The organism is Actinoallomurus sp. NBC_01490 (assembly GCF_036227085.1).
In the GTDB taxonomy this organism is placed as follows: Bacteria; Actinomycetota; Actinomycetes; order Streptosporangiales; family Streptosporangiaceae; genus Actinoallomurus; species Actinoallomurus oryzae.
In genome coordinates this window covers 10255642-10282621 of sequence record NZ_CP109433.1, presented here as the reverse complement: position 1 = coordinate 10282621, position 26980 = coordinate 10255642, and the positions used below count along the sequence as shown (strand labels likewise).

Genomic DNA, 26980 nt, shown 5'->3' with positions numbered 1-26980 from the left:
CCGCGTCACGCGACTCCCCGCAACCGCCGGGCGGCGTACCGGGACCGGCGTACGACGGCGTACCCCTTGGTCAGCAGGTGGTCGGTACGGAATCCCCGGCCTTGCAGGGCCCGTTCGAACCCGTCGAGAGAGGTCGTCGCGCGTACGGTCAGCCGGGGCACGGCGAATCGTTCGTCCCGTCCGGTCATGACCGCGTTGGCGACCGCGCAGGCCGAGGTGTAGCCGCACGCGCGTACCTCGCGGCGGACCCGCGCGCTGGAGTAGCCGTACGGGTAGGCCATCGCGTGCACCGGGCGGCCGAGCCGCTCCTCCAGGAGCCCGCGGCTGCGCCGCAGCTCGTCGCGCAGCGCCGTCTCGCCGAGCTGGTCGAGCTGCGCGTGGCTGTGCCCGTGCGCGCCGATCTCCACGCCGGCGGCGGCGACCTCGGCGGTCTGCCGCCAGGTGAGCATGCGGCCGGGCGGCGCCCCCGCGGCGTGGCGCCCGGCGTCGTTCAGCCAGCCGGTGGTCACGAACAGCGTCGCGGCGAAGCCGTACCGTTCGAGCACCGGCAGCGCGTGCTCGTGGAAGTCGGCGTAGCCGTCGTCGAAGGTGATCACCACGGGGCGTACGGCGGGACGCGTGCGTTCGCCGAACGGCAGCGGCGTGTGGCCGTGTTCCTTGAGCCAGGCCATCTGCTCGGCGAACGCCTCGGGCCGTACCGACAGCCGGTCGGAGCCGCCGATCGAGTGGTACATCAGCACCGGCACCGCGCCGGCTCGTGTCGCGTCGTTCACTGTGCCTCCCGTTCGCGCCGGCCCCCCCGGCCGGTGCGGATGCTCATCGACGGCGGATGGCCGTCGCGCGCCAGGAGCGACCCGGCGGCGTAGCCGAACGTCGTGAACGTCAGTCCGGCGACGATCGAGGCCGCGCGACCGAGCCCCGACGGGTCGCCGGTGACCGCCGCGCGCAGCCCGCGGACGACGCCACGGGGCAGCGCCACCATGGCGTGCCGGCGTTCGCTGGCCAGGCCGTCGCCGACTCCCACACTCCGCGTCACCAGCGCCTTCGACAGCCCCTCGGCGTAGCAGCGGCTGCGGAAGTAGGCGAAGCGCGCGCGTTCGGCCGGGACGCGGTGCCAGATCACCGCGTTGTCGTCGTACAGCAGGACGGTCTCGGGCGCGGCCTGCCGCAGGCGGATGCAGAACTCGGTCTCCTCACAGCCGAGCGGCCGTCCGCTCGCCGTGCGCCCGATGCCGCTGCGGAAGCCGCCGGCCACGTCGAAGACCTCGCGCCGGAACGAGGCGTTGCCGCCCATGAGGTTGCGGATCGGCCCGCGGACCATGCCCCGGTAGGTGCAGCCGACGACCCAGGCGAACTCCTCGGGGAACCAGCGCGGAACCGCGCCGTCCCACTTGGGAAGGGTCAGGCCGCCGACCCCGGCGACGTTCGCGCCGTCGTACCCGCTCGCCATCGCGGCCAGCCAGCCGGCCTCGGCGACGGCGTCGTCGTCGAGGAAGGCCACGACGTCGCCGGTCGACGCCGCGACGCCGGTGTTCTTGCCCCCGGACAGGCCCTGCGGGCCGGAGTTGGGGATCACCTTCACGTCCGGCAGCGCCGGCCGGAGCCGGCCGAGCAGCGCCGGGTTGTGGTCGACCACGAGGATCACCTCGTGCGCCGCGAGGCTCTGGGCCCGTACGGAGGCGACGGCGGCCAGCACGTCGTCCCACCGCTTCTCGGTGTAGGCGCAGATGACCACGGAGATCTTCACGCCGCGTCCCCGGTGTGACCACGCAGCCGCGCGTAGGTCTTCAGCACCCGGTCGGCCCGTGCGTACAGGGCGGGATGGGCGAGGACGGCGCTGCGCGCCCGGCGCACCGGGGTGCCCTTGACCCAGTGCAGCCCGGCGGCGGCCGAGGCGCGGGCCACGCGTCCCTCGGCGATCGGGAACTCTCCGTTCTTCAGCCAGTCCTTGTACTCGCGTCCGCCGCGGCCCATCGCGATCTGCGTGACGCCGGCCTCCGCGGCGGCCTCGGCCATCCGCAGGTGACCGATCATGCCGGGGGAGTACTTGGCGAACTCCGTGTCGTACGCGGGGAACCAGCCGGCCATCACGCTGCCCGTACGCAGCCCGAGGTGGGCCGAGACCGGGCGACCGCCGGCGCGCAGCACGCTGAGCACGCCGGTGCCGGTGGCGTGCAGGTGCTCGGCGAGCGCGACGATCCACGCCTCGGCGAACCGGTCCGTACGGCCGGTGCGGCGGTACTGGGCGGACTTCCACGCCATCAGCCGCCGCAGCTCGGCCGGGTCGGTCTCCGCGAAGGTGTAGGTGACCTCGCCGGCCTCGCGGCCGAGCTTGCGCTCCTTGTAGCGCACCGTCTTGATCGTCTTGGGCGAGCGTCCGCGCGCTTCGTCGGCATAGGCCGCGAAGCCCTCACGAAGGTCCATGACGGGCTCGGCGCGGGTCTCGGCGTGGTACGGCGCGAAGGCGGTCTGCTCGGCGAGCAGATGGTCGAACTCCCACACCGAGAGACGGCAGGCGCGCAGCAGAGCGCGTACGTCGAACTCCAGGTCGGAGGGGGCGATGAGGCCCTGGCAGTCGGTCAGCCCGGCACCGATCGGCCGGCCGATGCCGAGCACGTGCCGCTCGTACGGGAAGAAGCCGGCGACGCCGCCGCCGTCGCTGAGCACGGCCACCCGCGCGCCGGCGCGGAACCGGCCCACGGCCAGCGTGAACTCGGGGGACAGGAAGGGGTTGGCGAGGGTGGGGGTGGAGGCCTGGAGGCCGCGCCATCGGCGCAGCTCGGCTTCGCCGAGTTCCTCGGGACGGATGACCTCGATCCTCATCAGCCCGCCTCCTCGAAACCGGGCTCGTAGCGGGGGAGGACCGGGGGCGGGGGCGTGCGGCGGCCGCGCATCATCGTGCGCAGGACCCGCAGGCCGTCGCGGCGCGCGTTGAGCTTCGACTCGCCCGACCTGCGGTCGAGCTCGTGGCTCGGCACCTCCGCGACGCGCAGGCCGGCGGTGATCGCGTTGACGCACAGCTCGGTCTCGATCTCGAAGCCGTCGGCCTCGAGGCCGAGCCGGTCGACCACCGAGCGGCGCAGGGCGATGTAGCCGTAGCACAGGTCGGTCCAGCGCACGCCGTAGAGAACGTTGGCGAGCCGGGTCAACCACAGGTTGCCGGCCCGGCGGAGGAGGGTGAGGTCGTCCGAGCCGCCGCCGACGCAGTAGCGGGAACCCTTGACGATGTCGAACCCGCAGCAGATCAGCGCGACGAACGCATCGATCTCCTTCGGGTCCATGCTCCCGTCGGCGTCGATCGAGACGATCACGTCGCTGGTGGCGGCCTGGAAGCCGGCACGCATCGCGGCGCCCTTGCCGATGGGGGGTTGCTCGATGAGGACGGCGTCCGGGCGTAGCTTGCGGACGATGTCGGTGGTGCCGTCGTCGGACTCGCCGTCGACGATGATGATCTCGTTCACCCCGGAGAGCCGGGGCAAGAGCCATCGAAGATTCTCGGCCTCGTTGAGCGTTGGGATGACGGCGGAGACCGTCGGCCAGGAAGCGCGGTGGCGTGCGGCGTCGAGGTGGTGCAGGACCGCGCCGGATTGCATGCCGTCGGTGAGTTGGACAGAGTCCGGCTCGTGCATTTGGGTGCCCCCGTTTGGCAGATCGATGCTCGGAGAACCGGGGTTCTCCAGCCGAGGCTCGTGCGGGCTGACACCATCGATCGTCGGGCGCGGGGTACGGAAAACCCTCCCCCGGCTGACGCAACCGAACTACGTCACCGGGATGGTTCCACTGGGTAATCGCCCTATTGCAGATGGTTATGAACCATTCCCTGACCTGGGTGAACGTCGAGCGTCGTTATTTCGGGTGCGCGGGTATTTGTTCGGTCAAATACCCCGAAAAGGGGCGGCCTGTCCGACGTCTGGGAGTCGCGCTCTGATCGAGCGACGAAGCACGGTTCGCGGCGGAACGGCGCGAGCGTGACTGTGCGGAGCGGGCGTGAAAGGGGGGCGGGCCGTGCGTGGGTCAGCGCAGGGCCCGCCCCCGGGGGCGGGTATCCGGGTTGGCTCGGGAGGCCGTGCGGTGACGGGGGGTCGCGTACGGCTCGGGAGGTTTCACTGTGAGGTGCGTCGGCGACGACGCGGCGAACGCTCTGGCGGGTGAGCGCTTGCCCTGGGGGAGCTCATCGCCGACGCACCTCCCCGGATGTGGAACAGCCCTTGTGAACGTCCCTCACGTTAGGGCCGCCGGCGGCCTTCGTCCGCCTCCTTAAGGTCCCGTTAAGGAGGATCTAAGTGAGACATAGCGGACGCGGCTCACAGCCGTCGCGCGTCCGCCGCCGGGAGCCAGATCTGGATCTGGGCGCCGCCGAGCGTCGAGCGGTCGATGCGCACGTCACCGCCCGCCGCCTTGGCCATGCGGCGCGCGATGTCGAGTCCGAGGCCGGTCGAGCCGCCGCCGCTGGCCCCCCGGCGCAGGGCCGTGTCCGAGTCGTCGATCCCGGGGCCGGCGTCGGCGACCAGGATGACCACCCGGCCGACGCCCTCGTACAGCGTCACCACGAACGCCGTCCCCTGGGGCGTGTGCCGGAACACGTTGCCGAGCAGGGAGTCCAGTACGGCGCTGAGCTCGCCCCGGGCGACCGGGACCGCCACCGGGTGTTCGGCGCCCACCAGCTCGCAGTCGCGGTTCTGGTCCTCGGCCAGGGCCGACCAGAACTCCATCCGGTCGCGCAGGACCTCGGCGGCGTCGCACAGCGCGCGCTGCTGCTTCGGCCGGCGAGCCGCGCCGATGATCCGGTCCACCTCCTCCTCCAGACGCTGGACCGCCAGGCGGGTCTGCTCGGCCGCCGGTTCGGGGCCGAGGGCGGCGGCGTTCAGGCGCATAGCGGTGAGCGGGGTGCGCAGCCGGTGGGACAGGTCGGCGACCAGTTCCCGTTCGGCGGCGAGCAGCGCCTCGACCCGGTCGGCCATGGTGTTGAAGGCGCGGCCGGCCTCGCGCAGCTCGGGTGGTCCCTGCGGGTCGATCCGGGTCCGCAGGTCCCCGCCGCCGAGGATCGTGGCCGCCTTGGCGAGGGTGCGCGCGGAGCCGACGACGCGGGCGGCCAGGCGGTCGGCGACCACCACGGAACCGAGGACGAGCGCGGCGGCCACGCCGGTGAGCACGATCCAGGCCGACCGCACCCCGCGTGTCAGGTCCTCCTTCGGCAGGTACACCTCGACCACCGTCGTCCGGTCCTGGTCCAGGGCGACCGGCTGGAGCAGCACGTAGCCGCCGGCCGCGCGCGCCGAGAACGACCGGCCCCGCGCCATGGCCGTCTGCAGGTCCGCCAGGTGCGCGTGCGTGGTGCCGATCGTGGCGCGGCCGGGCAGGTGCACGGCCACCCGGCCGGCCTCTCCGGCCTGGGTGCTCGCGACCGCTCGTTCGATCGCGGCGCGGTCGGTGGAGATGGCCAGCGCGGGGGCGAGCGAGCCCGCCTGCCGTTCGGCGTCGGCGAGCGCGCGGTCGCGGGCGATCTCCCGCACCATGAGCCCGAGCGGGACGAGGAAGGCGAGTGCGACCATCGACGTGACGGCGGCCGACACGAGTGCGAGGGACCGTCTCATAGGCGGCTCATCCGATGCTCGTCACGGGCTCATGCGGGCGGCAGCAGCTTCACGCCGACGCCGCGTACGGTGTGCAGGTAGCGGGGGCGGGAGGCGGTCTCGCCGAGCTTGCGGCGCAGCCACGACAGGTGGACGTCGATCGTCTGGTCGTCGCCGTACGACTGGCGCCAGACCTCGGTGAGCAGCTCGCGCCGGGAGACCACCTGACCGGCGCGGAACGCCAGGTGCGCGAGCAGGTCGAACTCACGGCGGGTCAGGTCGAGCGGCGTGCCGTCCAGGAAGGCCTCGCGCGCCTCGAGGTCGACGCGCAGCCCGCCCACCTGGCACGTACGCGGGGGAGCGGACCGGCCGCGGGCGCGGCGCAGGACGGCGGACAGCCGGGCGATCAGGTGCTCGGCGGAGAAGGGTTTGACGAGATAGTCGTCGGCGCCCGCGTTGAGCAGCCGGACGACCTCCGTCTCGTCGTCGCGGGCGGTCGCCACGACGACGGGGACGTCGGAGACCGCGCGCAGCATCTTCAGCGCCTCGGCTCCGTCCAGATCCGGTAATCCGAGGTCGAGGACCACGACGTCCGGCGCGTCCTGCGACACCTCGCGCAGGGCGTCGAGCGCCGTGCTCGCGCTGCGGACGGTGTGGGAGCGCTCGGTGAGCTCACGAATGAGTGCAGAGCGTACGAACTGGTCGTCTTCGACGACTAGTACATTCGCCATATTCCGTAGCCTAAGGGGCACCATGGCACCCGTGCGGCGTGTGATGACTTATGTGACCGTGTGGGGCGGAGCAACCGCGCTCGCCATCCTGCTCGTCTGGTTCGGCGCCCGTCCGGTGCTGCACAACGCGGTCTTCGGTGAACCGCCCGCCACCCGGCCTCTCGTGGGCGGGCGGCAACCGGTGACCCCGCCGCCGGTGACCGCCTCGCCGCCCTCCGACTCCTCCACCGTCGCGACGCCGTCGCGGGCCCCCTCGCCGACGCCGCGCGACCGTACCTATGCCATCCACGGGGGCAAGGTCGTGCTGTCGGTGACGGCGACGGCGGCGCGTCTCGTCTCGGCCACCCCGAACCCCGGATACGAGATGCGGACCTGGCACGGCGACGGCTGGCTGCGGGTCGACTTCACCAAGGGATTCCAAAGCTCCAGCCTGTTCGCGACCTGGAACGGTCACGCCCCGGACGTCCGCGTCGTCGGGTGAGCCGCCGAGTGATCGACGTCACCAGAATGCGGTTCGGTCTACTCCGGTAACCTCCTGCTTATGGATGTCAACGGAGCTGCAGCCATCGTCACCGGCGGCGCGAGCGGGCTGGGTGAGGCCACCGCACGCGACCTGGCCGCACATGGCGCCAAGGTAGTCATCGCCGACCTCAACGAGGACCGCGGGAAGGCCATCGCCGACGAGATCGGCGGTGTGTTCGTCAAGGTGGACGTCTCCGACGAGGCCCAGGTGCAGGCCGCCGTCGACGCCGCCGTCGCCACCGGCGCGCCGCTGCGCGTCGTGGTGAACAGCGCCGGCATCGGGTGGGCGTCGCGCACCGTCGGCCGGGACGGTTCGCCGCACGACCTCGCGTCGTACAAGAAGGTCATCGAGGTGAACCTCATCGGCACCTTCAACGGCATGCGCATCGGCGCCGCGGCGATCGCCAAGACCGAGCCGCTGGACGAGTTCAACACGCGCGGCGTGGTCATCAACACCGCGTCCGTCGCCGGCATCGAGGGCCAGACCGGGCAGGTCGCCTACTCCGCCTCCAAGGGCGGCATCATCGGCATGACCGTACCCGCCGCTCGCGACCTCGCCGCCATCGGCGTCCGCGTGAACACCATCTGCCCGGGCATCATCGACACGCCGATCTACGGGCAGGGCGAGCAGGCCGAGGAGTTCAAGAAGAAGCTCGCCGCGCCGGTGGTGTTCCCCAAGCGCATGGGCCGGGCCTCGGAGTTCGCCCACCTGGTGCGCTCGCTCGTGGAGAACGACTACGTCAACGCCGAGACCGTCCGCTTCGACGGCGGTATCCGCTTCCAGCCCAAGTGAGGTCCGCGCCATGTCGGATGCAGTTCTGACCGAGGTCGGCGACGGCGTCGCCGTCATCACGATCAACCGCCCCGAGGCCAGGAACGCCGTCAACGGCGCGGTCGCCAAGGGCATCGCGGGCGCGCTGGATGAGTTCGACGCGCGCAAGGACGTGTCGGTTCTCGTGCTGACCGGCGCGGGCGGCACGTTCAGCGCCGGCATGGACCTCAAGGGCTTCCTGACCGGGGACAGCCCTCTCGCCGAGGGCCGCGGCTTCGGCGGCATCGTCGAGCGCCCGCCGGCCAAGCCGATCATCGCCGCCGTCGAGGGGTACGCCCTGGCTGGCGGGTTCGAGCTGGCCCTGGCGTGCGACCTGATCGTCGCGTCCTCGGAGGCGAAGTTCGGGCTGCCGGAGGTCAAGCGCGGTCTCGTCGCCGGCGCGGGCGGCCTGCTGCGCCTCCCGCGGCGGATCCCGTACCACGCCGCGATGGAGCTGGCGCTGAGCGGCGACCACTACCCGGCGTCGCGGCTGGCCGAGCTCGGCCTGGTCAACCGGATCGCGGAGCCGGGTGAGGCCCTGGCCACGGCGCGCGAGCTGGCCGCCAAGATCGCTGAGAACGCGCCGCTCGCCCTCGCGGCCACCAAGCGTGTCATCGTCGAGTCGCCCGACTGGGACAGCGCGGAGCAGTTCGCCAAGCAGGGCGAGATCATCAACCCGGTCTTCGGGTCCAAGGACGCGGTGGAGGGCGCCGCCGCGTTCGCGGAGAAGCGCCGTCCGTCCTGGTCCGGCGAGTAAGAGCCCGCGCGGGCTCTAACGTCTCTGCCTGAGGGCGGCCCGCTCCGGGCCGTCCTCAGACGTTCTTGGGCATGCGCCGGCGCAGGTCCTTCAGGTAGTGGTCGCGCGGGAAGGTACGGACGCGCAGCGGCAGGCGCGGGTACACCAGCCGCAGGGCGGACATGAGCAGGTGGAAGCGGGCCCGCCGCGCCCGGTCCCACCGCCAGCCGTACTGCCGGCGGATCGGCTCGGGCATCAGCCCGGCGGTGATGAGGCGGATCGCGGCCAGCCCGGGTTCGTTCAGCGCGCCGCCCCGCAGGCGCGGGTGCAGCACCTGGCGGGCGACGGCCCGCGACGCGTCGCTGATCCGCAAGGACGCGAGCGTCCTGGCGTAGTACGCGCGGAAGTCGGAGTAGGTCGCCGGCATCATGGCGTACGGGCAGCCGAGGATGGTCGCGTAGATCTTGGTCTGCTCGTAGTAGGCCGCCCGCTCGTCATCGGAGAGACGACGGAAGAGCAGCTCGTACGCGTGCACGGCCGTGGCGAAGAGCGTCGCGGCAACCCACACCTGAAGCTCCGGGTCGTTCGCCCTGTAGCCGGGCCCGGTGACCCGGTCGTGCATGCCGCGGACGATCCGGCTGAGCCGTTCGGCCTCGGTACGGGTGCCGAAGCCGACCGCGTACACCCACTGCATGGTGCCGCGCAGGCGGCCGAACGGGTCCTCGGCGGTGTAGCTGTGGTCGAAGACGCCCTGGGCGACCTTCGGATGGGCGGTCTGGAGGAGCGAGGCCGCGCCGCCCGCCGCGATGAGGAACCCTTCGCGGCCGATCATGCGGATCAGGTCGTCGTCGCGAAAGAGGCCGTCGTAGCCGGCCGTCGCGTCACCGGGGGCGTCGCTCGTGGCGCCGTGAGCCGGGCGACCGCCCGGCACGCCGCCGGTCGCGAGGTCGTCGGGGAACATTGCCTCATTGTAAGTAACCACTTGCTTGGCTGGCCAGAGCGCGTCCGAGGGATGCCGGAGGACGCCTGGGTACGTCACGACTGGGTACGTCGCGACGCGCCGGGCGGGAAAAGCGGACGACATCCGGGGCGTGGACTGGGGATAATCGGAGCTATGTCCGGCCCAGTGCGTGTCCGCGGCTCGGTGGTGATCCCCGACTCCGAGCTGAGCTGGCGATTCTCGCGTTCGTCGGGGCCGGGCGGGCAGCACGTCAACACGAGCGACACCGCCGCCGAGCTGTCCTTCGACGTGGCGGGCTCGCCCGCGCTGCCGGAGCCGTACAGAGAACGCGCGCTGCACCGTCTCAGCGGCCGGCTGGTGGGCGGCGTGCTCACGGTCCGGGCGGAAGAGCACCGTTCCCAGCTGCGCAACCGCGAGGCGGCCAAGGAACGCCTGGCGGCGCTGCTCAACGAGGCGACCGCGCCGCCGCCCAAGACCCGTCGCCCGACCAAACCGAGCCGCCGAGTGCAGGCCCGCCGCCTGGAGAACAAACGCCGCCGAGGCGAGCTCAAGCGCGGCCGCTCGGGCCGGTTCGACGACTAGTTCCGGCTCAACCTTCTCCGGCCGGTTTCACGAACTCCAGGTGGCCGAGCGTACGGCGCGCAGCGCCTCCTTGCGGGTGGCGCCCTTGAGCGTGTCGACGTACAGCTGGCCCTTGAGGTGGCCGGACTCGTGCTGGAGGCAGCGCGCGAAGTAGCCGGTGCCCTCGATGCGCAGCGGCTTGCCCGTCATGTCCACGCCCTCGACCACGGCGTGCGCGTGGCGCGGGGTGGCGAACCGCAGGCCGGGCAGCGACAGGCAACCCTCGTCGTCGTCGAGCAGCTCACCGTCGGCCGCGACGAGCGTGGGGTTGACCACGTGCCCGACGTGCCGCCGTCCGGCGTCGTCGGCGCAGTCGTAGACGAAGACCTGGAGTGACACCCCGATCTGGTTCGCCGCGAGACCGGCGCCGTCGGCGGCGTACATCGAGGCGAACATGTCATCGATCAGCCGCTTCAGGTCGGCGTCGAACGTCGTGACCTTGTCACACTCGACGCGCAGCACGGGATCGCCCATGTAACGGATCGGGCGTACCGTGCCCGGGCCCGGGCGGCGACGTCGTTCAGCTCCCACGAAATCAAGACCTTAGTGCGCCCGCGGCGCGAACACCGAACCAGGCGATCACCCCGGCGGCCGAGAGGCCACCGGGGTGATGCGGGAGCTCACTCGGCGGGCTCGCCGGCCGGCGGCATCGGGATCACGTGCGGCGGCTCCGGCATGTTCGCCGGCGGCATCGCGTGCGCCCCCTGCGGCTGGCCGTGCGGCTGCGGCGGAACCGGTTGCGGCGGGAACGGCGGCTGCTGCGGAGGCTGGGGGTGCGGTGCCTGCGGCTGGGCATGGGCCCGGGGCGCGTCGGGCTGGTGGTCCGGGCGCTCCTGGCGGTCGTGGCGGGAGGCCTTGGCGATCTCCTCGACCATCTTCTCCAGCGGACCGGCGCTCTCCTCGGCGCGAAGCAGCACCGAGAGCGTCTCGCTGATCTCGCTGAGCCGGCCCAGCGCCTGCGAGTGCTGCCGGGTCAGCTGGGTCAGCCGCTCCGTGGCGTCCTCGTTGATGGCCGACGCGCGGCGCTCGGCGCTCGTCAGGGTGCGCTCGGCCTCGTTGCGGGTGTCCAGGAGCAGCTGGTCGGCCTCCTGCTTGGCGCTCGACCGGATGCGCTCGGACTCCTGCTTGGCCGCCGCCAGCATGTGGTTGGCGTTCTCCTGGGCCTGGGCGACGGTCCGCTCGGACTTGCCCTGGGCCTCGTCGACGACCCGCTTGGCCTCCCGCTCGGCCTCCTGGCGGATCTGGTTGACCTTCTGGTCGGCGTCGCCCAGCTTCGACTGAGCCTCTTCCTCGGCCAGGTTGATGATCTGGCGGAGGCGTTCGCTGAGGTCGTCACCGGTGGGCCGGCGGCTCTCGCGGACCTCGGCCATCTCACGGCGGGTGCGCTCGACCTCGTCGAGGGCCCGGGACAGCCGTGCCTCAAGCTCGCGGATCTGGTTACGAGTGCGGGCGATGTATTCGTCGACCTGGCGGCGGTTGTAGCCGCGCATGACGATCTCGAACGACTCCTCCCGGAGGAGGTTTGGCAGAATCTCGGCTTCGTTGCTCATAGGCCCAAGGGGTTGAAGGTAGGTCCTGGACGACTCTCGACGCTTCCATCCCTTCGCGCAAGGGGAATGCGGCGTCTGGTAAGAATCGGTGACACTCCGTTGTCGCGTGCCGGGGGTTTGCAGACGATTTATATCGTCAAATGGCCGTTTCGGGAGGCAGAACCCGTCCATCCGGAGGCGATGTTTCGGACGAACCCCCCCGCGCCGTCCGCCGCCGGGGGTGGATCGCCGGTTCCCTGCCGGTCGCTTCTAGACTCGACCACCGTGGCTGACTTCTTCCTTGGCGCGCTCGGCGAACACGAACCGAAGATCCACCCGGAGGCGTGGGTCGCGCCCGGCGCGGTCGTCGTCGGCCGCGTGACGCTCGGCGCACGTGCCAACGTCTGGTACGGCTCGGTGCTGCGCGGCGAGGACGAGGAGATCCTCGTCGGCGAGGAGTGCAACATCCAGGACCTGTCCTGCCTGCACGCCGACCCCGGCGAGCCCGCCGTGCTCGAAGACCGCGTGAGCCTCGGGCACAAGGCGATGGTGCACGGCGCGCACATCGAGACCGGATCGCTCATCGGCATCGGCGCGATCGTGCTCGGCGGCGCGCGGATCGGCGCCGGCTCGCTCGTCGCCGCGGGCGCGGTCGTACCCCCGGGAAAGACCATCCCGGCCGGAGTCCTCGTCGCCGGCGTGCCCGGCAAGGTCGTACGTGAGCTGACCGGCGACGACCGTGCCGTACTCGCCTACACCCCCGGCGCGTACGTCGAGAAGACCCGCGTGCACCGCGAGGCCCGCTGGATCTGAAAATTACTCGTGATCGCCTTCACGCTGGTGATCCGTTTACCATTGCGTGGTGGTCTGGGGGCAGGCATATGGGGATGTTCCCTCGTCCGCCGCACATGATCCCTTTGCGGTGGCCGAGCGGGACATCCGTGCCATGGTCTCCTCCGGCTGGTGGTCCGGCACACCGCCGCAGCAGCGTCAGCACCTCATCGCCGGCCGCATGCTCGCCCTCCCCGACGGCTCGTGGTGGATCTTCGGCGCCTGGGGCCGCTGGTACCGCCTGACCCCCGCCGACGCCCAGTGGCACCTCTGCCCGCCGCCGCAGCTGGCGATGACCCGCGGGTCCGCGCGCCCGCTCCAGCAGGGCATGCCCGTGCCGCCGGTCCCTCCGCACGTCGTCCCGACCGGCCCCGACCTCGCGTACGCGCCGCCGTCGGCGCTGGCCTTCGTCGACGCCGGCATCCGGCCCGAGGTGACCTCCCGCGTACGCGCCACCGTCGAGTCGGCCGCCGCCCTTCCGACGCACGACTATCCGCACTGGTGGGGGCTGTTCTCCTCCGGCGTCCCGAGCACGGTCGCCGTCACCTGGGGCGTGATGCTGTGGTGCGCCACCGCTCCGGTCTTCGACGCGCGCCTCGACGCGCAGATGCTCGCACTGTGGTCGTCCTACCGGGCACGGCCGCTGCCGGACATCGACGGCCCGCGCTGGCTGACGCCGCCGCCGCTGGAGGCGCTGGTCGGCCTCTACACCGAGCGGCTGCGCTCCGGCCGCGTCGACGCGGCGGTGGTCATCCTCCGCACGATGTGGGCGATGGCGGGCGCGCTGCGCGAGGACTCGCGGTTCCAGCCGCGCGCCGACGCCCTGATCGCGATGCTCGGCGTGACCCTGCAGAACCCCACGGTCGACTACGGCGCCCTGTCCTACGGTGACCAGGCCGTCGTCCAGCAGTGGCTCACCCGCTGCCCGCCGTCCCTGGCCCCCGCCCTGCGCGTCGAGGCCTCGGCCGGCGAACACTTCCGCAACGCCTACTACGACCTCGCGCTCGCGGTCGCCCCGATCGCCGGCGACCCGGCCTCGCGCGGCTACGTCGAGCCCCGGCTGATCGCCGCCGCCCTGCTCGCCGCCGATCTCGCGGTCGTGCGCCAGGACGTCTCCGGCCAGGTGATCGGCTGGCTCGACCCGCAGGTCAGCGACGCCATGCGGGCGATGCTGATCCAACGCGACCATCCGCTCCGCCCGTTCTGGCCCGACGGCGACCGGCTGCCGCGGTCGCTGCGCGACGGCATGGAGGCCACCGAACCGGCCGTCCGCAGCACGCTCCTCGCCACGATGTACGCCGCGGACCTCGCGTGGTGCCGCCTCGGGGGAGGCATCCCGGCCCGGCCACGCGGCTTCCCGTCCTCGGTGGCGGTCCTGGCCGAGATCATCGGCCCGACCCGCGCCACGTCGGCGACCGCGTCCGAGCCGGTCTCCCACACCCCGGGCATCGCCCCGCTCGCGCACCAGTACCCCGCGAACCCGGCCGCGTCACCACAGACGCCGGGCGTACCCATGGCCCAGCAGCCCCCGACCGGCCCGCCGGGCCAGGCCCCGGCCTGGGCGTCACCCGCGTCGAGCGAGGCGGGCGGCGGCGCTGGGGGTGCCGGCACGGCGAGCGCGCCGCCTCCCGCCACGGAGGCGTGGGACGGAGCCCAGCCCTGGCCCGCCACCCCCGCACGCGAGACGCCCAAGGGCGCTCCGCCACCGGCGACCGAGGCGTGGCAGGGAGCGTCCGACCTCCCCGCGAGCACACCGCCGCGAACCGAGGCCTGGCCCGGTACGGAAGACGCACCGGCGTCATGGCCGGGAGCGGGCAGCGGCGAGACACCGTCCCGCCCCCCGCCGACCGAGGCCTGGTCCGCCGCCGAAGGCGCGGACCCGAGCCCGGCCGCGCCGACGCCTCCCACCCCGGAGCCGCCGGCACCTCCACGAACGGAGCCCTGGCCCGGCACCGATCCCGCCCCACAGCCGCCCCCACCTCCGCCGACCCAGGCATGGCCGGGCACGGATCAGGGCTCGGGTGGCGTGGGAAGTTCGCCTCCGGCGACGCAGGCGTGGCCGGGTACGGATCCCGGTTCGGGTGTGGGTCAGGGTTCGGGTGGCGCGGGAAGTTCGCCTCCGGCGACCCAGGCGTGGCCGGGTACCGACCCCGGTTCGGGCGAGAGTCAGGGGCCGGGTGGCGCGGGAAGTTCGCCTCCGGCGACCCAGGCGTGGCCGGGTACCGACCCCGGTTCGGGTATGGGACAGGGGCCGGGTGGCGTGGGTGGCTCGCCTCCGGCGACGCAGGCGTGGCCGGGGACGGACGGTGGACATCCCGGCGCGTCCGATGCGGAGGCCGGGCCTGTTGATCTGTCCACTTCCGGCCCATCGAGCGAGGCTGGGCCGAGGCCGCCCGCGACCGGCGCGGAGGGCGGTGCGAACGACCCCGGTACGGATGGACCCGCGTCGCCGCCCACACCTCAGGCATGGTCGGGGGCAGGCGGCGGGCACTCCGGCGTGTCCGATGCGGAGGTTCGGCCCGCTGAGCCGGCCACTTCCGCGCCATCGACCGAGCCGGGCCCGGAGCATTCCCCGGCGGGCGGTCTGACTCCACCGATCGCGGCGCAGGCCTGGCCGGCGGCCGGTGCGGACGCGGAAGGACGGCAGCCTGCCGCCCAGGCGGGGCCCGGCGGGGATGCGACCTACTCGTCGCCTGAGCCGTACGAGGAAGGTGCCGGTACCGGTCCGTCGGTGTCCCCCTCCCCGGCGGAGGCGGGCGCGGGTGAGGCCGCGGCAGGCCTTTCCCCGGCGCCGGCGGAGCAGGGCGGCGAACCGGAAGGCTCCGTGCCGGGCACCGGATCGCAGGCCGGGACGCCCGTAGGAAACGAGGAGGGCGCGTCGCCTGCCGAGGGCGTCGAGGCGGCGTCCGGCGCCGGATCTTCGAGTGGTGAGGACGCCCTGTCAGGGTCGCCGTCGGCAGCGCAGACGGAAACGGGGGAAGGCACGGCGGCATCTGGCGGGCCGGGGATGGGCGAGGGCGCGTCGGCGCAGGATCGGGTCGGCGGGAGAGACGCCGCCGTCGGCGGTGACCCGGGCGCGGTGCGGGCCGATGCCGGTGAGGAAGGCGAGGGCTCGCCGTCCGCGGTCCGGATGTCGTCTCCGGCCGAAGGGATCGGCGCCGGGCACTCACCGGTCGCCGCGCGCGACGTGGCGGACCAAGGTGCGTCTTCTCCGCCCGATGGTCCGGCCGCCGTGCCGGAAGAGACGCGTGCCGAGAGCGGCGGTGCTGTGGGCTCCCCGGTCGCCGGTACCGCCGGCGCCGGGCGCACGGGCGACGACACCGACGACACCGACGACACTGAGGGCACTGAGGGCACCAAGACCACCGGCGACGGCGACACCGAAGACACCAACGGCACCGGCGGCACCGGCAGCACCAAGGACGCCGACGAGGCCGTCCAGGAGGCCTCTGAGGGCCGTTCCGTCGCTCCTGTGGCTGCGGAGGCCTCCGAGGTTCCTGGCGCCTCCACGGCCGCGTCTGGGGCCGTCGCCGCTCACGCTGCCGCGGGCGACGGTTCCCCGGCTCCACGGCCCGGCGTCTTCGCGAGCGTTTCGTTCCACGGGCAGACGATCGCGGATCCCCGGGTGCCTCAGTATCCGAAGTATCCGAGCGCCAAAAAGGACGATGCCACCGTCGAGGACGACGCCACCGTCGAGGACGACGCCACCGTCGAGGACGGCGAGGACGACACCGTCGACGACCAGGCCCTCGGCGTCACCATGATGGACTCGCTCGAAGAGCACGTGAACCACGCCACCAGCCTGGACGCGATCGAGCAGGCCAAGAACGCCACCTACCTCGACTGGATCGGCGGTACCCGCGCCGACGCCGGGTCCATCCCCATCGTCCTGCCGCCCTCACCCGTGTCTCCCGGGCCGCCGCGTACCCGCATGATCGAGCAGCAGGAGCCCGAGCCGGCCGAACGGCCCGGGACGCGCATCATGTCGGAGGCGGACCTGTTCGGCAGCGCGCCGATGCCCGAGCGCCCCGTCGAGCAGATCGCCCCGCCGCCCCCTCCGGCGCCGATGCCGAAGGTGGTCGAGCGGTTCGGCATCCGGTTCCTGTGCGGGGCGGACGACGCGACCGAGCTGTTCAACGGGCTGTATCGCGGACCCCGGTCCGGCCGGCCCCTGGCGCTGCTCATCGTCGGAGATCCGCACACCGGGCAGCGGCGGCTCACCCGGCTCCTCGCCCGTACGCTCGCCGGTGCCGGGGTGGGCGACGGTTCGGTCCGTACGGCCGACGGCTCGGAGCTGCGCGGCGACCACGTGACGGCGGTGACCGCGATCCTGCGCGGCGCCGGGCCGCCGTTGCTGTTCGAGCGGCTGGACCGCGCCGTCCTCGACGCCGCCGATCCCGCGAGGGTCGTGGCCGCCGTCACCGGCGCGCGCGAGAACAAGGCCGCGCTCATCGCCACCTGCGACCCCGCCTCGTACGAACGGCTGCCCGCCGAGCTGACCCGGGTCTTCCAGGTCTTCCGGCTGCCCGACCTGACGAACACCCAGCCCCGGATGGCCCTGCTACACGTCCTGGCCGACGAGCGGCGGGTGACGATCAGTGCCGCCGGGCTCGACGTCGTACGGGCGGACCTGACGCGGCTCACCGGCCACGGCGACCTCGTCGGCGCGCGGCTCGTCGAGGCGTACCTCGACCGCGCGGTCGCCCGGCACATCGACCGGGCCGGCGCCCCGCGTGACCGGATGGTCCTCGTGCCGGTCGACTTCGTCGGGGTGGCCGAGGAGATCGAGCCGGCGCTCCGGCCTCCTCGTGACGTGGACGGCTACCTGCGTGGGCTCGAGGAGATGGTCGGGCTGGACGAGGTCAAGCGGACCGTCGGCGGGCTGGTCGCCGAGGCCCGCATGGCCGCCGACCGGGCCGTCCGCGGGCTCCCGTCCGGCAACCCCAGCCGTCATCTGATCTTCCTCGGCCGGCCGGGCACCGGGAAGGCGACCGTCGCCGGGCTGATCGGCGGCATCTACGCGGCGCTGAACCTCCTCGACACCGGGCAGCTCGTCGTGTGCGGGGCGCGCGACTTCGCGGTCGGCGACACGGCGGCCAAGGTCGCGGCGTCGGTGGACCGGGCCATGGGCGGCGTCCTGTTCGTCGAGGACGCCTACCTGCTGGACCGCATGCCGGCCGCGGTGGAGGAGCTGTCGCGCCTCATGCGGGAGCGGCGCGACAAGTTCATGGTCATCTGCGCGAGCCTGCCCGACGAGATGGAGGGCTTCCTGCTCGCCAACCCCGGTTTCCGCGCGGAGTTCGGAGCGATCATCGAGTTCGGCGAGCCGACCGAGCGGCAGCTCGTACAGCTCTTCTCCCGGCTGGCCGAGCGCGACCTCTACATGCTCGACGAGGAGCTGCGGGTGGAACTGATCGAGCGGTTCGCCGGCATGCGCAGGTACCCGGAGTTCGCGTTCGCCGACACCGTACGCCGCCTGTTCGACCAGATCGTCGCCCGCCAGGCGGCGCGGCTCTCCGGGTCGCGCGTCGACCCGGCGGCGGTGGCGCGGCTGAGCGTGGGCGACCTGCCGGACTCCCAGGCCGGGCAGCTGCTGCACGAGCTCCACCCCGACCGGCGCCGCCCGCCTCACGCCTAGGGCGCGGCGTGCCGCACGGTGCGTTCTCGCCGTGGGGGTCGACGAGATCGTCGGTGCCGGCGGCCGGAGCACGTCGTACGGGTCGCCGGGGCCCGTACGAGGAAGAACCATGCGACTAGACCATGGGGACCACTCGGGAGATGGCCGCCGAATGGCCCTCTTGGGTCATGTCCCGATCGGTCGGTGACGCGTAGCCTCGATGGCAGGTGGGGACGAGCGGAGGTGGACGCGGTGCGTCAAGCAAATGTGGATCTGCGCGTCCACGACCGGGTCGCGCTTGATGAGATCGAGCTCTACTCCGAGATGCTCAGTGCCGTCGCTTCGGCCGAGCGGCCGCTGACGGTCGACGAGATCGACATGGTGCTCGGGATCGGTCACACAGCCCAGTCGTGAGGGCCGCCGTGGTCGGAAGTCTCCGTGGGGGCACGGAGGCGGCCACGGCGACCGCGGCGGAATGTGAGCTTTTTCACGAACGAACGAGTCGGGCGATCGCGGCCGAGGCCTCTTTGACCTTCGCCTCCGCTTCGGGGCCGCCCTCGTCGATGGCCTGCGCCACGCAGTGGCCGAGATGGTCTTCGAGCAGCCCGAGCGCGACCGACTGGAGCGCACGGGTCACCGCCGAGACCTGCGTCAGAACGTCGATGCAGTACTCATCGTCAGCGACCATCCGCTGGAGACCACGCACCTGACCCTCGATCCGCCGCAGGCGGGTCAGGTAGGCGTCCTTGTCCTTCGCGTAGCCGTGCATGAGCCGCAGCGTATACCCCTGTGGGGTAACTGGCAACAGATCGTTTGATTCACACTATTCGGGGTAAAGCACGCGGGCACGGTCAGTGATCACCTCGGACCAGGATGAACGTGCCCCCTTGAGGAGCATGCGGTCGGTAGCGTGGGGGCGAAGGTTCGCTTTCCTGCTGGTTAGCCGTACCATCCTCTCCGGACTGTTCCCGCACTTCAGGAGAAGGACGTGCGATTCCGACTCACGCCGCGTGAGGACAGCTACTACGACATGTTCGCGGACTCCGCGAACAATCTGGTCACCGGCGCCAGGTTGCTCGTGGAGCTCATCAGCGACGGCGGCAACCGTGAGGGGATCGCGGAGAAGATGCGCGCCTGCGAGCACGCGGGCGACGAATTCACTCACGCGATCATGCGCAGGCTCAACGAGAGCTTCATCACGCCCTTCGACCGAGAGGACATCTACCGGCTCGCGTCTTCTCTCGACGACGTCATGGACTTCATGGAGGCGGCGGCCGACCTCGTGGTGCTCTACAAGATCGATGAGCTGCCGGGCGAGGTCGTCGACCAGGTCGAGGTGCTCGAACGCGCCGCCGAACTCACCGCCGAGGCGATGCCGCGCCTGCGCGGCATGAAGAACCTCAGCGAGTACTGGATCGAGATCAACCGTCTCGAGAACCAGGGCGACCAGGTCTACCGCCGTCTCCTCGCCGAGCTGTTCGGCGGTGAGTACGACGCGCTGACCGTCCTGAAGTTCAAGGAGGTCGTCGACCAGCTCGAAGCGGCGGCCGACGCCTTCGAGAAGGTGGCCAACACCGTCGAGTCCATCGCGGTCAAGGAATCGTGACCGCGCGCCGGGCCGACGTGGCCATCGAGGGGAAGGACACGCGAGAGTGGAGTTGACGGCTCTCATCGTCGTGGTCGCCATCGCGTTGTTCTTCAACTACACCAACGGCTTCCATGACGCGGCGAACGCCATCGCCACCTCGGTCTCCACCCGCGCGCTGACCCCCCGCGCGGCGCTGGCGATGGCCGCCGTGATGAACCTCGTCGGCGCGTTCCTGGGCACGGGAGTGGCCAAGACCGTCGGCAGCGGCATCATCGATCCGCCCAAGGACCTGCACGGCCTGACGATCGTCGCCGCCGCGCTGGCCGGCGCGATCGTGTGGAACCTCATCACCTGGTACTTCGGCCTGCCGTCCTCGTCCACACACGGGCTGGTCGGCGGGCTGATCGGCGCCGCGCTCGCGGCGTCCGGCAGCGTCCTGTGGGCGGACGTGCTCAAGAAGGTCGTCCTGTGGATGGTGCTGTCGCCGATCATCGGGCTCATCCTCGGCTACCTGGTGATGACCGGCTTCCTGTGGATCTTCCGCAACTCCTACCCGGGCCGGGTCGGCCGCCGCTTCCGCATCGCCCAGTCGCTGAGCGCGGCGGCGATGGCGCTCGGACACGGCCTCCAGGACGCGCAGAAGACCATGGGCATCATCGTGCTCGCGCTGGTCACGACCGGCTACCAGGACGCGGGCGACTCCCATGTGCCGGTCTGGGTCATCCTGGTCTGCGCGGCGGTGCTGTCCCTCGGCACGTACGCCGGCGGCTGGCGGATCATGCGGACGCTCGGCCGGCGTGTCATCGAGCTCGACCCGCCGAAGGGCTTCGCCGCCGAGGCCACGGCGGCCAGTGTCCTGTACGCCACGGCCTTCATCTGGCAGGCGCCGGTCTCCACCACGCACACGATCACCGCGGCGATCATGGGCGTCGGCTCCACGAAGCGGCTGTCGGCGGTGCGCTGGGGCGTCGCCGGCAACATCGTGGTGGCCTGGATCCTGACCATCCCGGCCGCGGGCATCGTCGCCGCCATCGCGTACGGGATCATCAGCCTGTTCCACTGAAGCCCGTTCCACCGACCGGCATCCGGGACGGAACGCCGGATGCCGGTCGGTCCCGGCTCCCGGTCTCCCCTTGTGAGTCACCGCGCGTACGCCGGTGTCCGGACGGTGCGCAACGATGGTCGGGCTCGGCTCCTCACTCGCTACGCGGACGGCTCGTCCCTCACCGGCCGCTCCGCTCGCTCGTCGCCTCGCCTCTCCTGGGGCTCCGTCCGGACACCTTCTCTGCGCACGTCACCCGAAGCGGCCGGTGATGTAGTCCTCCGTGGCCTTCTCGCTCGGGTTCGTGAAGATCTTGTTCGTATCGTCGATCTCGATCAGGCGGCCCGGCTGCCCCTGGGCGGCCAGGTTGAAGAACCCGGTGGTGTCGCTCACGCGGGCGGCCTGCTGCATGTTGTGGGTGACGATCACGATCGTGTACTGGTCCTTCAGCGACGCGATCAGGTCCTCGATGGCGAGGGTGGAGATCGGGTCGAGGGCCGAGCACGGCTCGTCCATGAGCAGCACCTGCGGCTCGACCGCGATCGCCCGCGCGATGCAGAGCCGCTGCTGCTGCCCGCCGGACAGGCCCGCGCCGGGCCGGTTCAGGCGGTCCTTGACCTCGTTCCACAGGTTCGCGCCGCGCAGGGACTTCTCTACGATCTCGCCGAGCCGGCTCCGGCCGCGGACGCCGTTCAGCTTCAGGCCCGCGGCGACGTTGTCGAAGATCGACATCGTGGGGAACGGGTTCGGCCGCTGGAAGACCATGCCGACCGCGCGCCGGACCGCGACCGGGTCCACGTCCGAGCCGTACAGGTTGAGGTCGTCGAGCATCACCTTGCCCTCGACCCGCGCGCCGGGGATCACCTCGTGCATGCGGTTCAGCGTGCGCAGCAGTGTCGACTTGCCGCACCCGGAGGGGCCGATGAACGCGGTCACGGAGCGGGGTTCGATCGTCATCGAGATGTCCTCGATGGCCCGGGTCTTGCCGTAGTAGGCGTTCAGCCCGGAGATCTCGATCCGCTTGGCCATGGGGGCACTACTCCTATCGGGAAACGGGCTTGCGCAGGCGGGCGATGACGCGCGCCACCAGGTTGAGCAGCATGATGATCACGATCAGGGTGAGTGCGGCCGCCCACGCCCGGTTGATCGCGGCGTCGTTCGGCCGCCCCGCCTGGTCGAAGATGAAGAGCGGCAGGGCCATCTGCGGTCCCTGGAACGGGTTGTTGTTGATCGCCGAGGTCACGAACACCGTCAGCAGCAGGGGAGCCGTCTCGCCCATGACGCGGGCGATGGCCAGCATGATGCCGGTGATGATGCCGGTGAAGGACGTCGGCAGCACGACGAAGCAGATCGTCCGCCACCGGGGCACGCCCAGCGCGTACGAGGCCTCGCGTAGGTCGTTCGGGACCAGCTTGAGCATCTCCTCGGCGGCGCGGACGACCGTCGGCATCATCAGGATCGACAGCGCCAGCGCGCCGGCGAAGCCGGAGAAGCTGAAGCCGAGCAGCAGAAGCCAGAACGCCAGGATGAACAGGCCCGCCACGATCGAGGGCAGGCCGGTCATGACGTCCACGAAGAAGCTGACGAGCTTGGCCAGCCTGCTGTCCCGGCCGTACTCCACCAGGTAGACGGCGGTCAGCACCCCGATCGGGATGGCGATGACGCTCGCCAGCAGCACCTGCTCGACGGTTCCGATGATCGCGTGGTACGCGCCGCCGCCGACGTCGTTGGCGCCGATGCCGTTCAGGGAGTGGGTGAAGAACTCCGGGTCGAACCGCTTGATGCCCTTCGACAGGACCGTCCACAGCACGGACAGCAGCGGGATGACCGCGAGCAGGAATGCGACGTAGACGAAGACCTGGACGATCCGGTCCTTGGCCTTGCGACCGGCGGAGACCCCGCTCAGCGTGGGCTGGTTGAGGGAACTCACACGAACTCCTTGCGGCGGGCGACGATGGCCCGGGCGAGCATGTTGACGACGAGGGTGATCACGAACAGCACCAGGCCGGAGGCGATGAGCGCGCCGCGGCCCATGTTCCCGGCCATGCCGAAGGTGTTCGCGATGTTGGCGGCGAAGGTGTTGCCGCCCGGCTTGAGGATCCGCAGCGAGATGCCGGCGGCCGTGGACAGCACCATCGCGACCGCGATGGTCTCGCCGAGCGCCCGGCCCAGGCCGAGCATCGCGGCGCTGACCATGCCGGAGCGGCCGAACGGCAGCACGGCCATCCGGATGACCTCCCAGCGGGTCGCGCCGAGCGCCAGGGCCGCCTCGACGTTCGCCCGCGGCACTTGGAGGAACACCTCACGCGAGATCGAGGAGATGATCGGCAGGATCATGATCGCCAGCACGATGGCGGCGGTCAGGATGGACTGTCCGCCCACGCTGTCGCCGCCGAAGAGCGGGATCCAGCCGAAGTGGTCGTGCAGGAAGTTCGCGACGTGGGCCATCTTCGGCACGAAGAACTGCAGGCCCCACAGCCCGTACACCACACTCGGCACCGCGGCGAGCAGATCGACCACGTAGCCCAGGCCGGACGCCAGCCGGCGCGGGGAGTAGAAGGCGATGAACAGCGCGATCCCGATCGCCACCGGCGTGGCGAGGATCAGCGCCATGAAGGACGACAGCAGCGTGCCCCACGTGAGCTGCAGGATGCCGAACCGCGGCTGGGCCGCGTCGGGGCTCCACTCCTGTGAGGTGAGGAAGTTGGCCTTGTCCGCCTTCAGAGCCGGGACGGCCTTCGCGATGAGGAACACCGCGATCGCCGCGATGATGAGGAGCAGCAGGATGCCGGAACCGCGGGCGGAGATGCCGAACAGGCGATCCCCCAGGCGGCCGGTGCTGATCCTGCGTCCCCGTCCCCTCTGGGCGCCGGTGGCGCCCTGCTCAAGGGTCTCGCTGGTCACTCGTTCGCACTCCTCGTTCTCGGGGCTGGGTATGCCGCCGAGCCGACGCGGTCGATCCGCGCCGGCTCGAAGACCGTCTCGGTCAGGACAGGCCCTTCACGGCCGCCTGGACCTTGGTCAGGATCGCGTCGGGGATCGGCGCGTACCCGAGGCCGCTCAGGATCGACTGACCCTGCTGGCTGGAGGTGTAGGTGAGGAAGGACTTGACGAACTTCGCCTGCTCGTCGGGGAGGCCCTTCTCGCAGACGATCTCGTACGTGACCAGGACGATCGGGTAGCCGTCCTTGGCCTTGTAGTCGAGCGTCAGCGACAGGTCGTTGCCCTGGCCGGAGACCTGCGCGCCCGCGATCGCCTTGGAGGCGGTGTCGGAGCTGACCTCGCTGTACTGGCCGGAGCCGTTCTGGATCTTGGCGGTCTGCAGCTTGCCGTTGGTGGCGTAGGACAGCTCGGCGTAGCCGATGGTGCCGTCGCCCTGCTTGACGCCGGTGGAGACGCCGTCGGAGCCCTTGAGGCCCTGGCCGCCGGCCGCGGACGGCCAGGTCTTGCCGCCCTCGAACTTCCAGACGTCCGGTGCGGTGGCGAGCAGGAACTTGGTGAGGTTGTCCGTCGTGCCCGAGTCGTCCGAGCGGTGCAGCGGCTTGACCGGCGTGGCCGGCAGCTTCACGCCGGAGTTGTCCTTGGCGATCGCCGGGTCGTTCCAGGTCTTGATCTTGCCGGCGAAGATGCTCGCGAGCGTCTTCGGCGACAGCTGGATGCCGTCCACGCCCTTGAGGTTGTAGATGATCGCGATCGGGCCGCCGACCATGGGCAGGTCGAGCGCCTTGCCGCTCTTGCAGCGGGCGTCGGCGGGGCCGTGCTCCTCGGGCTTGAGCGCCGAGTCCGAGCCGGCGAAGGCGACCTGGCCACCGGTGAACGCCTGGACACCCGCCCCAGAGCCGCTGCCGTTGTAGTTCACGTTCGAGCCGGGGCAGCTCTGCTGGTAGCCCTTGATCCACTCGCTCATGGCGTTCGCCTGAGCCGTGGACCCGGCCGCGTTGACCGTGGACTTCACGCAGTCACCGCTGGCGGCGGTGGTCTTCCCACCGTTGTCGTCCGTACCGCACGCGGTCAGCGAGAGCGCACCCGCAAGGGCCACGCCGCCGAGGGCGGCCAGCCGTGTGCCGATCTTCACCGAAACTTCTCCTCAAGGTAGTTGGGCGGCCCGCCGGGCATTTGTCCAGGTTGGGACCACCGTCGATGCCGACGCTAAGGAGAAGAGGTGTCCACTCACTCTGATCTAGGTGAACGCGGAATGAACTCAGGTGTGATGTCTGGGAAAAGTAGGTGTTACGTGAGGCGACCGTACGGTTAACGGCCCCACATCCGGGCGCGTCGGGGCTGGTGACGCTCCGGTGACTACCTGGTTGACCGCGAGTTGCGGTACATGGCGTCGGTCGAGCGGAGTTCGAAGCCGAGCCTCGTGTAAAGGGCCGTGGCCGCGGTGTTCGACTCGTCGACGTACAGCATGACCGCCGGCAGGCCCCTGCTCTCCAGGTGCCGCAGCCCGGTGACGGTCAGGACGCGGCCCAGCCCGAGCCCCTGGGCGGACGGGTCGACGCCGACCACGTACACCTCGCCGATCGGGCCGTCGTCGTGCACCTTCGTCCAGTGGAAGCCGAGCAGCCCGCCGCCGGCCTCGTCCTCGGCCGCGTCGTCGCGCACGGCGAGGAAGAAGCCCTCCGCGGAGAACCACGGCTCGCGCTCGCGGCGTTCGAGGTCGGCGCGCGTCCACCGGCCCTGCTCCGGGTGGTGGGCGAAGGCGCGGGCGTTGACGCGGACCCAGGCGTCCTCGTCGCGGCCGGGCGTGAACGTGCGCAGGCGTACGCCGGGCGGTGGGGCGACCTCGGGCAGCGGGGCACCGGCCGGGCGCTCCATCTTCCACAGGGCACGGAACCGTTCGAAGCCGACCGCCTCGGCGAGCGCGATGGCGCCGGGCAACTCGCCGTGGGCCCAGACGTTCAGCGTCTCCACCTGACCGGCCAGCGCGGTGACGAGCGCGCGGCCGTGCCCGCGCCGCCGGAACGCCGGGTGCACCGTGAGCTCACCCGCGTCGCCGTCGAGGACGGCCACGCCCGCCAGCGCGTCACCGTCGTAGGCGAGGACGGCGCCGCCGCCGTCCCGCAGGCGCAGCAGGGCGCTCTCGCCGACCGGCCGCACGCCGTCGGCGCGGGCGGCCTCCGCGGTGAGGGCGAGGACCGCCGCCACCTCGTCGTCCGTCAGTTCGTTCCGTACGACCAGGCTCATGCCCGGAGCCTACATAGCCGGGTTCGCGGGGCCTGTTCCGAGGTCTCCTGTCACGATGTGGTTTCAGGGTGTATGCGCCTCCTCCCGTGAGCGTGGTCCGGTGCCATAGCATCTGGGCGCACTGGCTGCGCGCGGAAGGCGGTCGTCGTGGGCGATCCCGGAATGCCGATCATGGCGGGGCTGCTCGCCGTGCCCGTCGGCGTGCTGCTGTTCGTGATCGTGCTGGCCCTGATGGGCCGCCGGTGGATCTCACCCGCCGCGCTCGCGGACGCGCCCTTCGAGGACGACTTCGACGAGCCGGTGCCGTACGCGGAGCCGTGGGGGTACTACGAGCCGCCGCCCGCACCGGCCTCGATGTCGTCCGCCCAGAGCCACGGCCCCGCGCAGCAGCGGCCCGCTCCCCGGCACGCCCTGCCGCCGGCCCCACGGCCCCAGCACGCCCTGCCGCCGGTCGCGCGGCCCCAGCACGCCCTGCCGTCGGCTCCGCGGTCCCAGAGTGCTCTGCCGCCGGCCGCACAGCCTCGCAACGCCCTGCCGCCGGCCGCACGCTCCCAGCACGCCCTGCCGCCCGCGCGGCCGCCGCAGCCTCGGTCCCAGCCGTACGGAGGGCAGCCGGCGCTGCCGCCGGTGGAGAGCCCGCCGGCCCTGCCGCCCGCGCGACCCGCCTACCTGCCCCCTCCGCCGGAGTCCTACGCCCGGCCCGAGCGGCGGGACCCGTACGGCCGCCCGTACGAGCACGACCCGTACGGCCGCCCGGGTCAGCCCGAGCACGAGGACTCCTCGCCCGGCGCCTTCCCCTACGGCCCCTACCGCCAGCAGTAGGAAGCCTGAGCCGGGAGTGTCATTGCTCATCTACGTACTGCCGCTGCTGCTCATCCTCGCGGTGTTCGCCCTGACGCTCCTGTGGGCCCGGTTCCGCGCCGGTGGCAAGCCGGCGCCGCCGCCCTGCGGACCGCCGGGATACCCGTATCCGCCCGGACAGAGCTCGTACGGGCCGCAGACCCCTCCGTACGCGTCCCAGGGATACGGGCCGCCACCTGGACAAGAGTGGCCACCGCCGGGGGAGGGTGGCCACGGGCCGCGGTGACGGCGAACAGGGCGGCTTCGCGATTGAAAGAACAAACCTGTTCGTCCGATCGCTTTGCCGCGGATCGTAGGGATTCACAGTCGCTACGATCGACCCCGGAATCAACGCGCGCCCTTTGGGGAGTGGGTCTCTGTGCAACCCCCG

General features: G+C 71.6%; 26 protein-coding genes. 11 read left to right on the top strand and 15 right to left on the bottom strand.

The window, feature by feature from the left end; all coding sequences use genetic code 11:
• Positions 1 to 5: 5 nt before the first annotated feature.
• The 6 genes from OG417_RS47230 to OG417_RS47205 form a co-directional block, all read right to left on the bottom strand.
• Positions 6 to 773, bottom strand: coding sequence for a polysaccharide deacetylase family protein (locus OG417_RS47230; RefSeq protein ID WP_329244133.1), 768 nt, complete (start codon positions 771 to 773; stop codon positions 6 to 8).
• Positions 770 to 1747: a glycosyltransferase family 2 protein gene (locus tag OG417_RS47225; RefSeq protein WP_329244131.1), complete on the bottom strand. Its 978-nt coding sequence runs from the start codon at positions 1745 to 1747 to the stop codon at positions 770 to 772. The genes OG417_RS47230 and OG417_RS47225 overlap by 4 nt, the downstream gene beginning before the upstream one ends.
• Complete coding sequence (locus OG417_RS47220) at positions 1744 to 2823, bottom strand: GNAT family N-acetyltransferase (protein ID WP_329244128.1); 1080 nt, start codon at positions 2821 to 2823, stop codon at positions 1744 to 1746. Before OG417_RS47220 ends, OG417_RS47225 begins: the two co-directional genes overlap by 4 nt.
• Positions 2823 to 3629 (bottom strand): glycosyltransferase family 2 protein, encoded by an 807-nt coding sequence (locus OG417_RS47215; protein ID WP_329244126.1) that lies wholly within the window; start codon positions 3627 to 3629, stop codon positions 2823 to 2825. The genes OG417_RS47220 and OG417_RS47215 overlap by 1 nt, the downstream gene beginning before the upstream one ends.
• Before the next feature lie 675 nt (positions 3630 to 4304).
• Entirely contained in the window at positions 4305 to 5594 is a 1290-nt protein-coding gene (locus OG417_RS47210; RefSeq protein ID WP_329244123.1) for a HAMP domain-containing sensor histidine kinase, read from the bottom strand.
• 29 nt (positions 5595 to 5623) lie between these two features.
• The gene (locus OG417_RS47205) at positions 5624 to 6304 is read right to left on the bottom strand and encodes a response regulator transcription factor (RefSeq protein ID WP_329244120.1); all 681 of its coding nucleotides are present in this window, start codon (positions 6302 to 6304) and stop codon (positions 5624 to 5626) included.
• 31 nt (positions 6305 to 6335) lie between these two features.
• Here OG417_RS47205 and OG417_RS47200 point away from each other — a divergent pair, with 31 nt between their 5' ends.
• The 3 genes from OG417_RS47200 to OG417_RS47190 are packed head-to-tail and all read left to right on the top strand — an operon-like array spanning position 6336 to position 8394.
• A complete protein-coding gene (locus OG417_RS47200; protein ID WP_329244117.1) occupies positions 6336 to 6785 on the top strand; it encodes a hypothetical protein in 450 nt (149 codons plus the stop codon).
• Between the two features lie 60 nt (positions 6786 to 6845).
• Positions 6846 to 7619: an SDR family NAD(P)-dependent oxidoreductase gene (locus OG417_RS47195; protein ID WP_329244114.1), complete on the top strand. Its 774-nt coding sequence runs from the start codon at positions 6846 to 6848 to the stop codon at positions 7617 to 7619.
• Between the two features lie 10 nt (positions 7620 to 7629).
• Positions 7630 to 8394 carry a crotonase/enoyl-CoA hydratase family protein gene (locus tag OG417_RS47190; RefSeq protein ID WP_329244112.1) on the top strand — a complete coding sequence of 255 codons (765 nt, stop codon included), beginning with the start codon at positions 7630 to 7632 and terminating at the stop codon, positions 8392 to 8394.
• A gap of 55 nt (positions 8395 to 8449) precedes the next feature.
• Here OG417_RS47190 and OG417_RS47185 read toward each other — a convergent pair whose 3' ends face one another.
• Positions 8450 to 9334 (bottom strand): oxygenase MpaB family protein, encoded by an 885-nt coding sequence (locus tag OG417_RS47185; RefSeq protein WP_329244109.1) that lies wholly within the window; start codon positions 9332 to 9334, stop codon positions 8450 to 8452.
• Between the two features lie 153 nt (positions 9335 to 9487).
• On the opposite strand from OG417_RS47185, the gene arfB reads away from it, so the two are divergent.
• Complete coding sequence (arfB, locus tag OG417_RS47180; RefSeq protein WP_329244106.1) at positions 9488 to 9916, top strand: alternative ribosome rescue aminoacyl-tRNA hydrolase ArfB; 429 nt, start codon at positions 9488 to 9490, stop codon at positions 9914 to 9916.
• 27 nt (positions 9917 to 9943) lie between these two features.
• On the opposite strand, the gene def is transcribed toward arfB, so the two are convergent.
• Positions 9944 to 10486 carry a peptide deformylase gene (gene def, locus OG417_RS47175; RefSeq protein ID WP_329244103.1) on the bottom strand — a complete coding sequence of 181 codons (543 nt, stop codon included), beginning with the start codon at positions 10484 to 10486 and terminating at the stop codon, positions 9944 to 9946.
• An 89-nt stretch (positions 10487 to 10575) separates the two neighbouring features.
• Positions 10576 to 11505, bottom strand: a complete 930-nt coding sequence (locus tag OG417_RS47170; RefSeq protein ID WP_329244100.1) for a DivIVA domain-containing protein — start codon at positions 11503 to 11505, stop codon at positions 10576 to 10578.
• 264 nt (positions 11506 to 11769) lie between these two features.
• Between OG417_RS47170 and OG417_RS47165 the strand changes: the two genes are divergently transcribed.
• From OG417_RS47165 to OG417_RS47155, 3 genes are all read left to right on the top strand, one after another.
• A complete protein-coding gene (locus OG417_RS47165) occupies positions 11770 to 12297 on the top strand; it encodes a gamma carbonic anhydrase family protein (protein WP_329244097.1) in 528 nt (175 codons plus the stop codon).
• 109 nt (positions 12298 to 12406) lie between these two features.
• Complete coding sequence (locus OG417_RS47160; protein WP_329244094.1) at positions 12407 to 17953, top strand: hypothetical protein; 5547 nt, start codon at positions 12407 to 12409, stop codon at positions 17951 to 17953.
• A 222-nt stretch (positions 17954 to 18175) separates the two neighbouring features.
• Positions 18176 to 18346: a hypothetical protein gene (locus OG417_RS47155; protein ID WP_285568121.1), complete on the top strand. Its 171-nt coding sequence runs from the start codon at positions 18176 to 18178 to the stop codon at positions 18344 to 18346.
• 73 nt (positions 18347 to 18419) lie between these two features.
• Here the strand turns inward: OG417_RS47155 and OG417_RS47150 are convergent, their stop codons facing one another.
• Positions 18420 to 18701 (bottom strand): metal-sensitive transcriptional regulator, encoded by a 282-nt coding sequence (locus OG417_RS47150; RefSeq protein WP_329244091.1) that lies wholly within the window; start codon positions 18699 to 18701, stop codon positions 18420 to 18422.
• A gap of 219 nt (positions 18702 to 18920) precedes the next feature.
• Between OG417_RS47150 and OG417_RS47145 the strand changes: the two genes are divergently transcribed.
• On the top strand, positions 18921 to 19538 hold the full coding sequence (locus OG417_RS47145) for a DUF47 domain-containing protein (RefSeq protein WP_285620872.1): 618 nt from the start codon (positions 18921 to 18923) through the stop codon (positions 19536 to 19538).
• A 46-nt stretch (positions 19539 to 19584) separates the two neighbouring features.
• Positions 19585 to 20583: an inorganic phosphate transporter gene (locus tag OG417_RS47140; RefSeq protein WP_329244089.1), complete on the top strand. Its 999-nt coding sequence runs from the start codon at positions 19585 to 19587 to the stop codon at positions 20581 to 20583.
• A 231-nt stretch (positions 20584 to 20814) separates the two neighbouring features.
• Here OG417_RS47140 and pstB read toward each other — a convergent pair whose 3' ends face one another.
• The 5 genes from pstB to mshD form a co-directional block, all read right to left on the bottom strand.
• A complete protein-coding gene (gene pstB / locus OG417_RS47135) occupies positions 20815 to 21591 on the bottom strand; it encodes a phosphate ABC transporter ATP-binding protein PstB (protein ID WP_329244086.1) in 777 nt (258 codons plus the stop codon).
• 13 nt (positions 21592 to 21604) lie between these two features.
• Positions 21605 to 22492, bottom strand: a complete 888-nt coding sequence (gene pstA / locus OG417_RS47130) for a phosphate ABC transporter permease PstA (protein ID WP_329244084.1) — start codon at positions 22490 to 22492, stop codon at positions 21605 to 21607.
• On the bottom strand, positions 22489 to 23466 hold the full coding sequence (pstC, locus tag OG417_RS47125) for a phosphate ABC transporter permease subunit PstC (RefSeq protein ID WP_442875622.1): 978 nt from the start codon (positions 23464 to 23466) through the stop codon (positions 22489 to 22491). The genes pstA and pstC overlap by 4 nt, the downstream gene beginning before the upstream one ends.
• An 82-nt stretch (positions 23467 to 23548) precedes the next feature.
• A complete protein-coding gene (gene pstS / locus OG417_RS47120; RefSeq protein WP_329244081.1) occupies positions 23549 to 24637 on the bottom strand; it encodes a phosphate ABC transporter substrate-binding protein PstS in 1089 nt (362 codons plus the stop codon).
• 224 nt (positions 24638 to 24861) lie between these two features.
• The gene (gene mshD, locus OG417_RS47115) at positions 24862 to 25749 is read right to left on the bottom strand and encodes a mycothiol synthase (protein WP_329244078.1); all 888 of its coding nucleotides are present in this window, start codon (positions 25747 to 25749) and stop codon (positions 24862 to 24864) included.
• A gap of 147 nt (positions 25750 to 25896) precedes the next feature.
• Between mshD and OG417_RS47110 the strand changes: the two genes are divergently transcribed.
• Together OG417_RS47110 and OG417_RS47105 are read left to right on the top strand one after the other, a co-directional pair.
• Complete coding sequence (locus OG417_RS47110; protein ID WP_329244076.1) at positions 25897 to 26571, top strand: hypothetical protein; 675 nt, start codon at positions 25897 to 25899, stop codon at positions 26569 to 26571.
• Positions 26572 to 26593: 22 nt separating this feature from the next.
• Positions 26594 to 26836, top strand: coding sequence for a hypothetical protein (locus OG417_RS47105; protein WP_329244074.1), 243 nt, complete (start codon positions 26594 to 26596; stop codon positions 26834 to 26836).
• Positions 26837 to 26980 lie beyond the last annotated feature (144 nt).

Bases quoted from the DNA above. Each gene is read 5' to 3' on its own strand.
- OG417_RS47220 (WP_329244128.1), bottom strand. From the start codon at position 2,823: ATGAGGATCGAGGTCATCCGTCCCGAGGAACTCGGCGAAGCCGAGCTG.
- OG417_RS47215 (WP_329244126.1), bottom strand. From the start codon at position 3,629: ATGCACGAGCCGGACTCTGTCCAACTCACCGACGGCATGCAATCCGGC.
- OG417_RS47210 (WP_329244123.1), bottom strand. From the start codon at position 5,594: ATGAGACGGTCCCTCGCACTCGTGTCGGCCGCCGTCACGTCGATGGTC.
- OG417_RS47205 (WP_329244120.1), bottom strand. From the start codon at position 6,304: ATGGCGAATGTACTAGTCGTCGAAGACGACCAGTTCGTACGCTCTGCA.
- OG417_RS47195 (WP_329244114.1), top strand. From the start codon at position 6,846: ATGGATGTCAACGGAGCTGCAGCCATCGTCACCGGCGGCGCGAGCGGG.
- OG417_RS47190 (WP_329244112.1), top strand. From the start codon at position 7,630: ATGTCGGATGCAGTTCTGACCGAGGTCGGCGACGGCGTCGCCGTCATC.
- OG417_RS47185 (WP_329244109.1), bottom strand. From the start codon at position 9,334: ATGTTCCCCGACGACCTCGCGACCGGCGGCGTGCCGGGCGGTCGCCCG.
- arfB (WP_329244106.1), top strand. From the start codon at position 9,488: ATGTCCGGCCCAGTGCGTGTCCGCGGCTCGGTGGTGATCCCCGACTCC.
- OG417_RS47170 (WP_329244100.1), bottom strand. From the start codon at position 11,505: ATGAGCAACGAAGCCGAGATTCTGCCAAACCTCCTCCGGGAGGAGTCG.
- OG417_RS47150 (WP_329244091.1), bottom strand. From the start codon at position 18,701: ATGCACGGCTACGCGAAGGACAAGGACGCCTACCTGACCCGCCTGCGG.
- pstB (WP_329244086.1), bottom strand. From the start codon at position 21,591: ATGGCCAAGCGGATCGAGATCTCCGGGCTGAACGCCTACTACGGCAAG.
- mshD (WP_329244078.1), bottom strand. From the start codon at position 25,749: ATGAGCCTGGTCGTACGGAACGAACTGACGGACGACGAGGTGGCGGCG.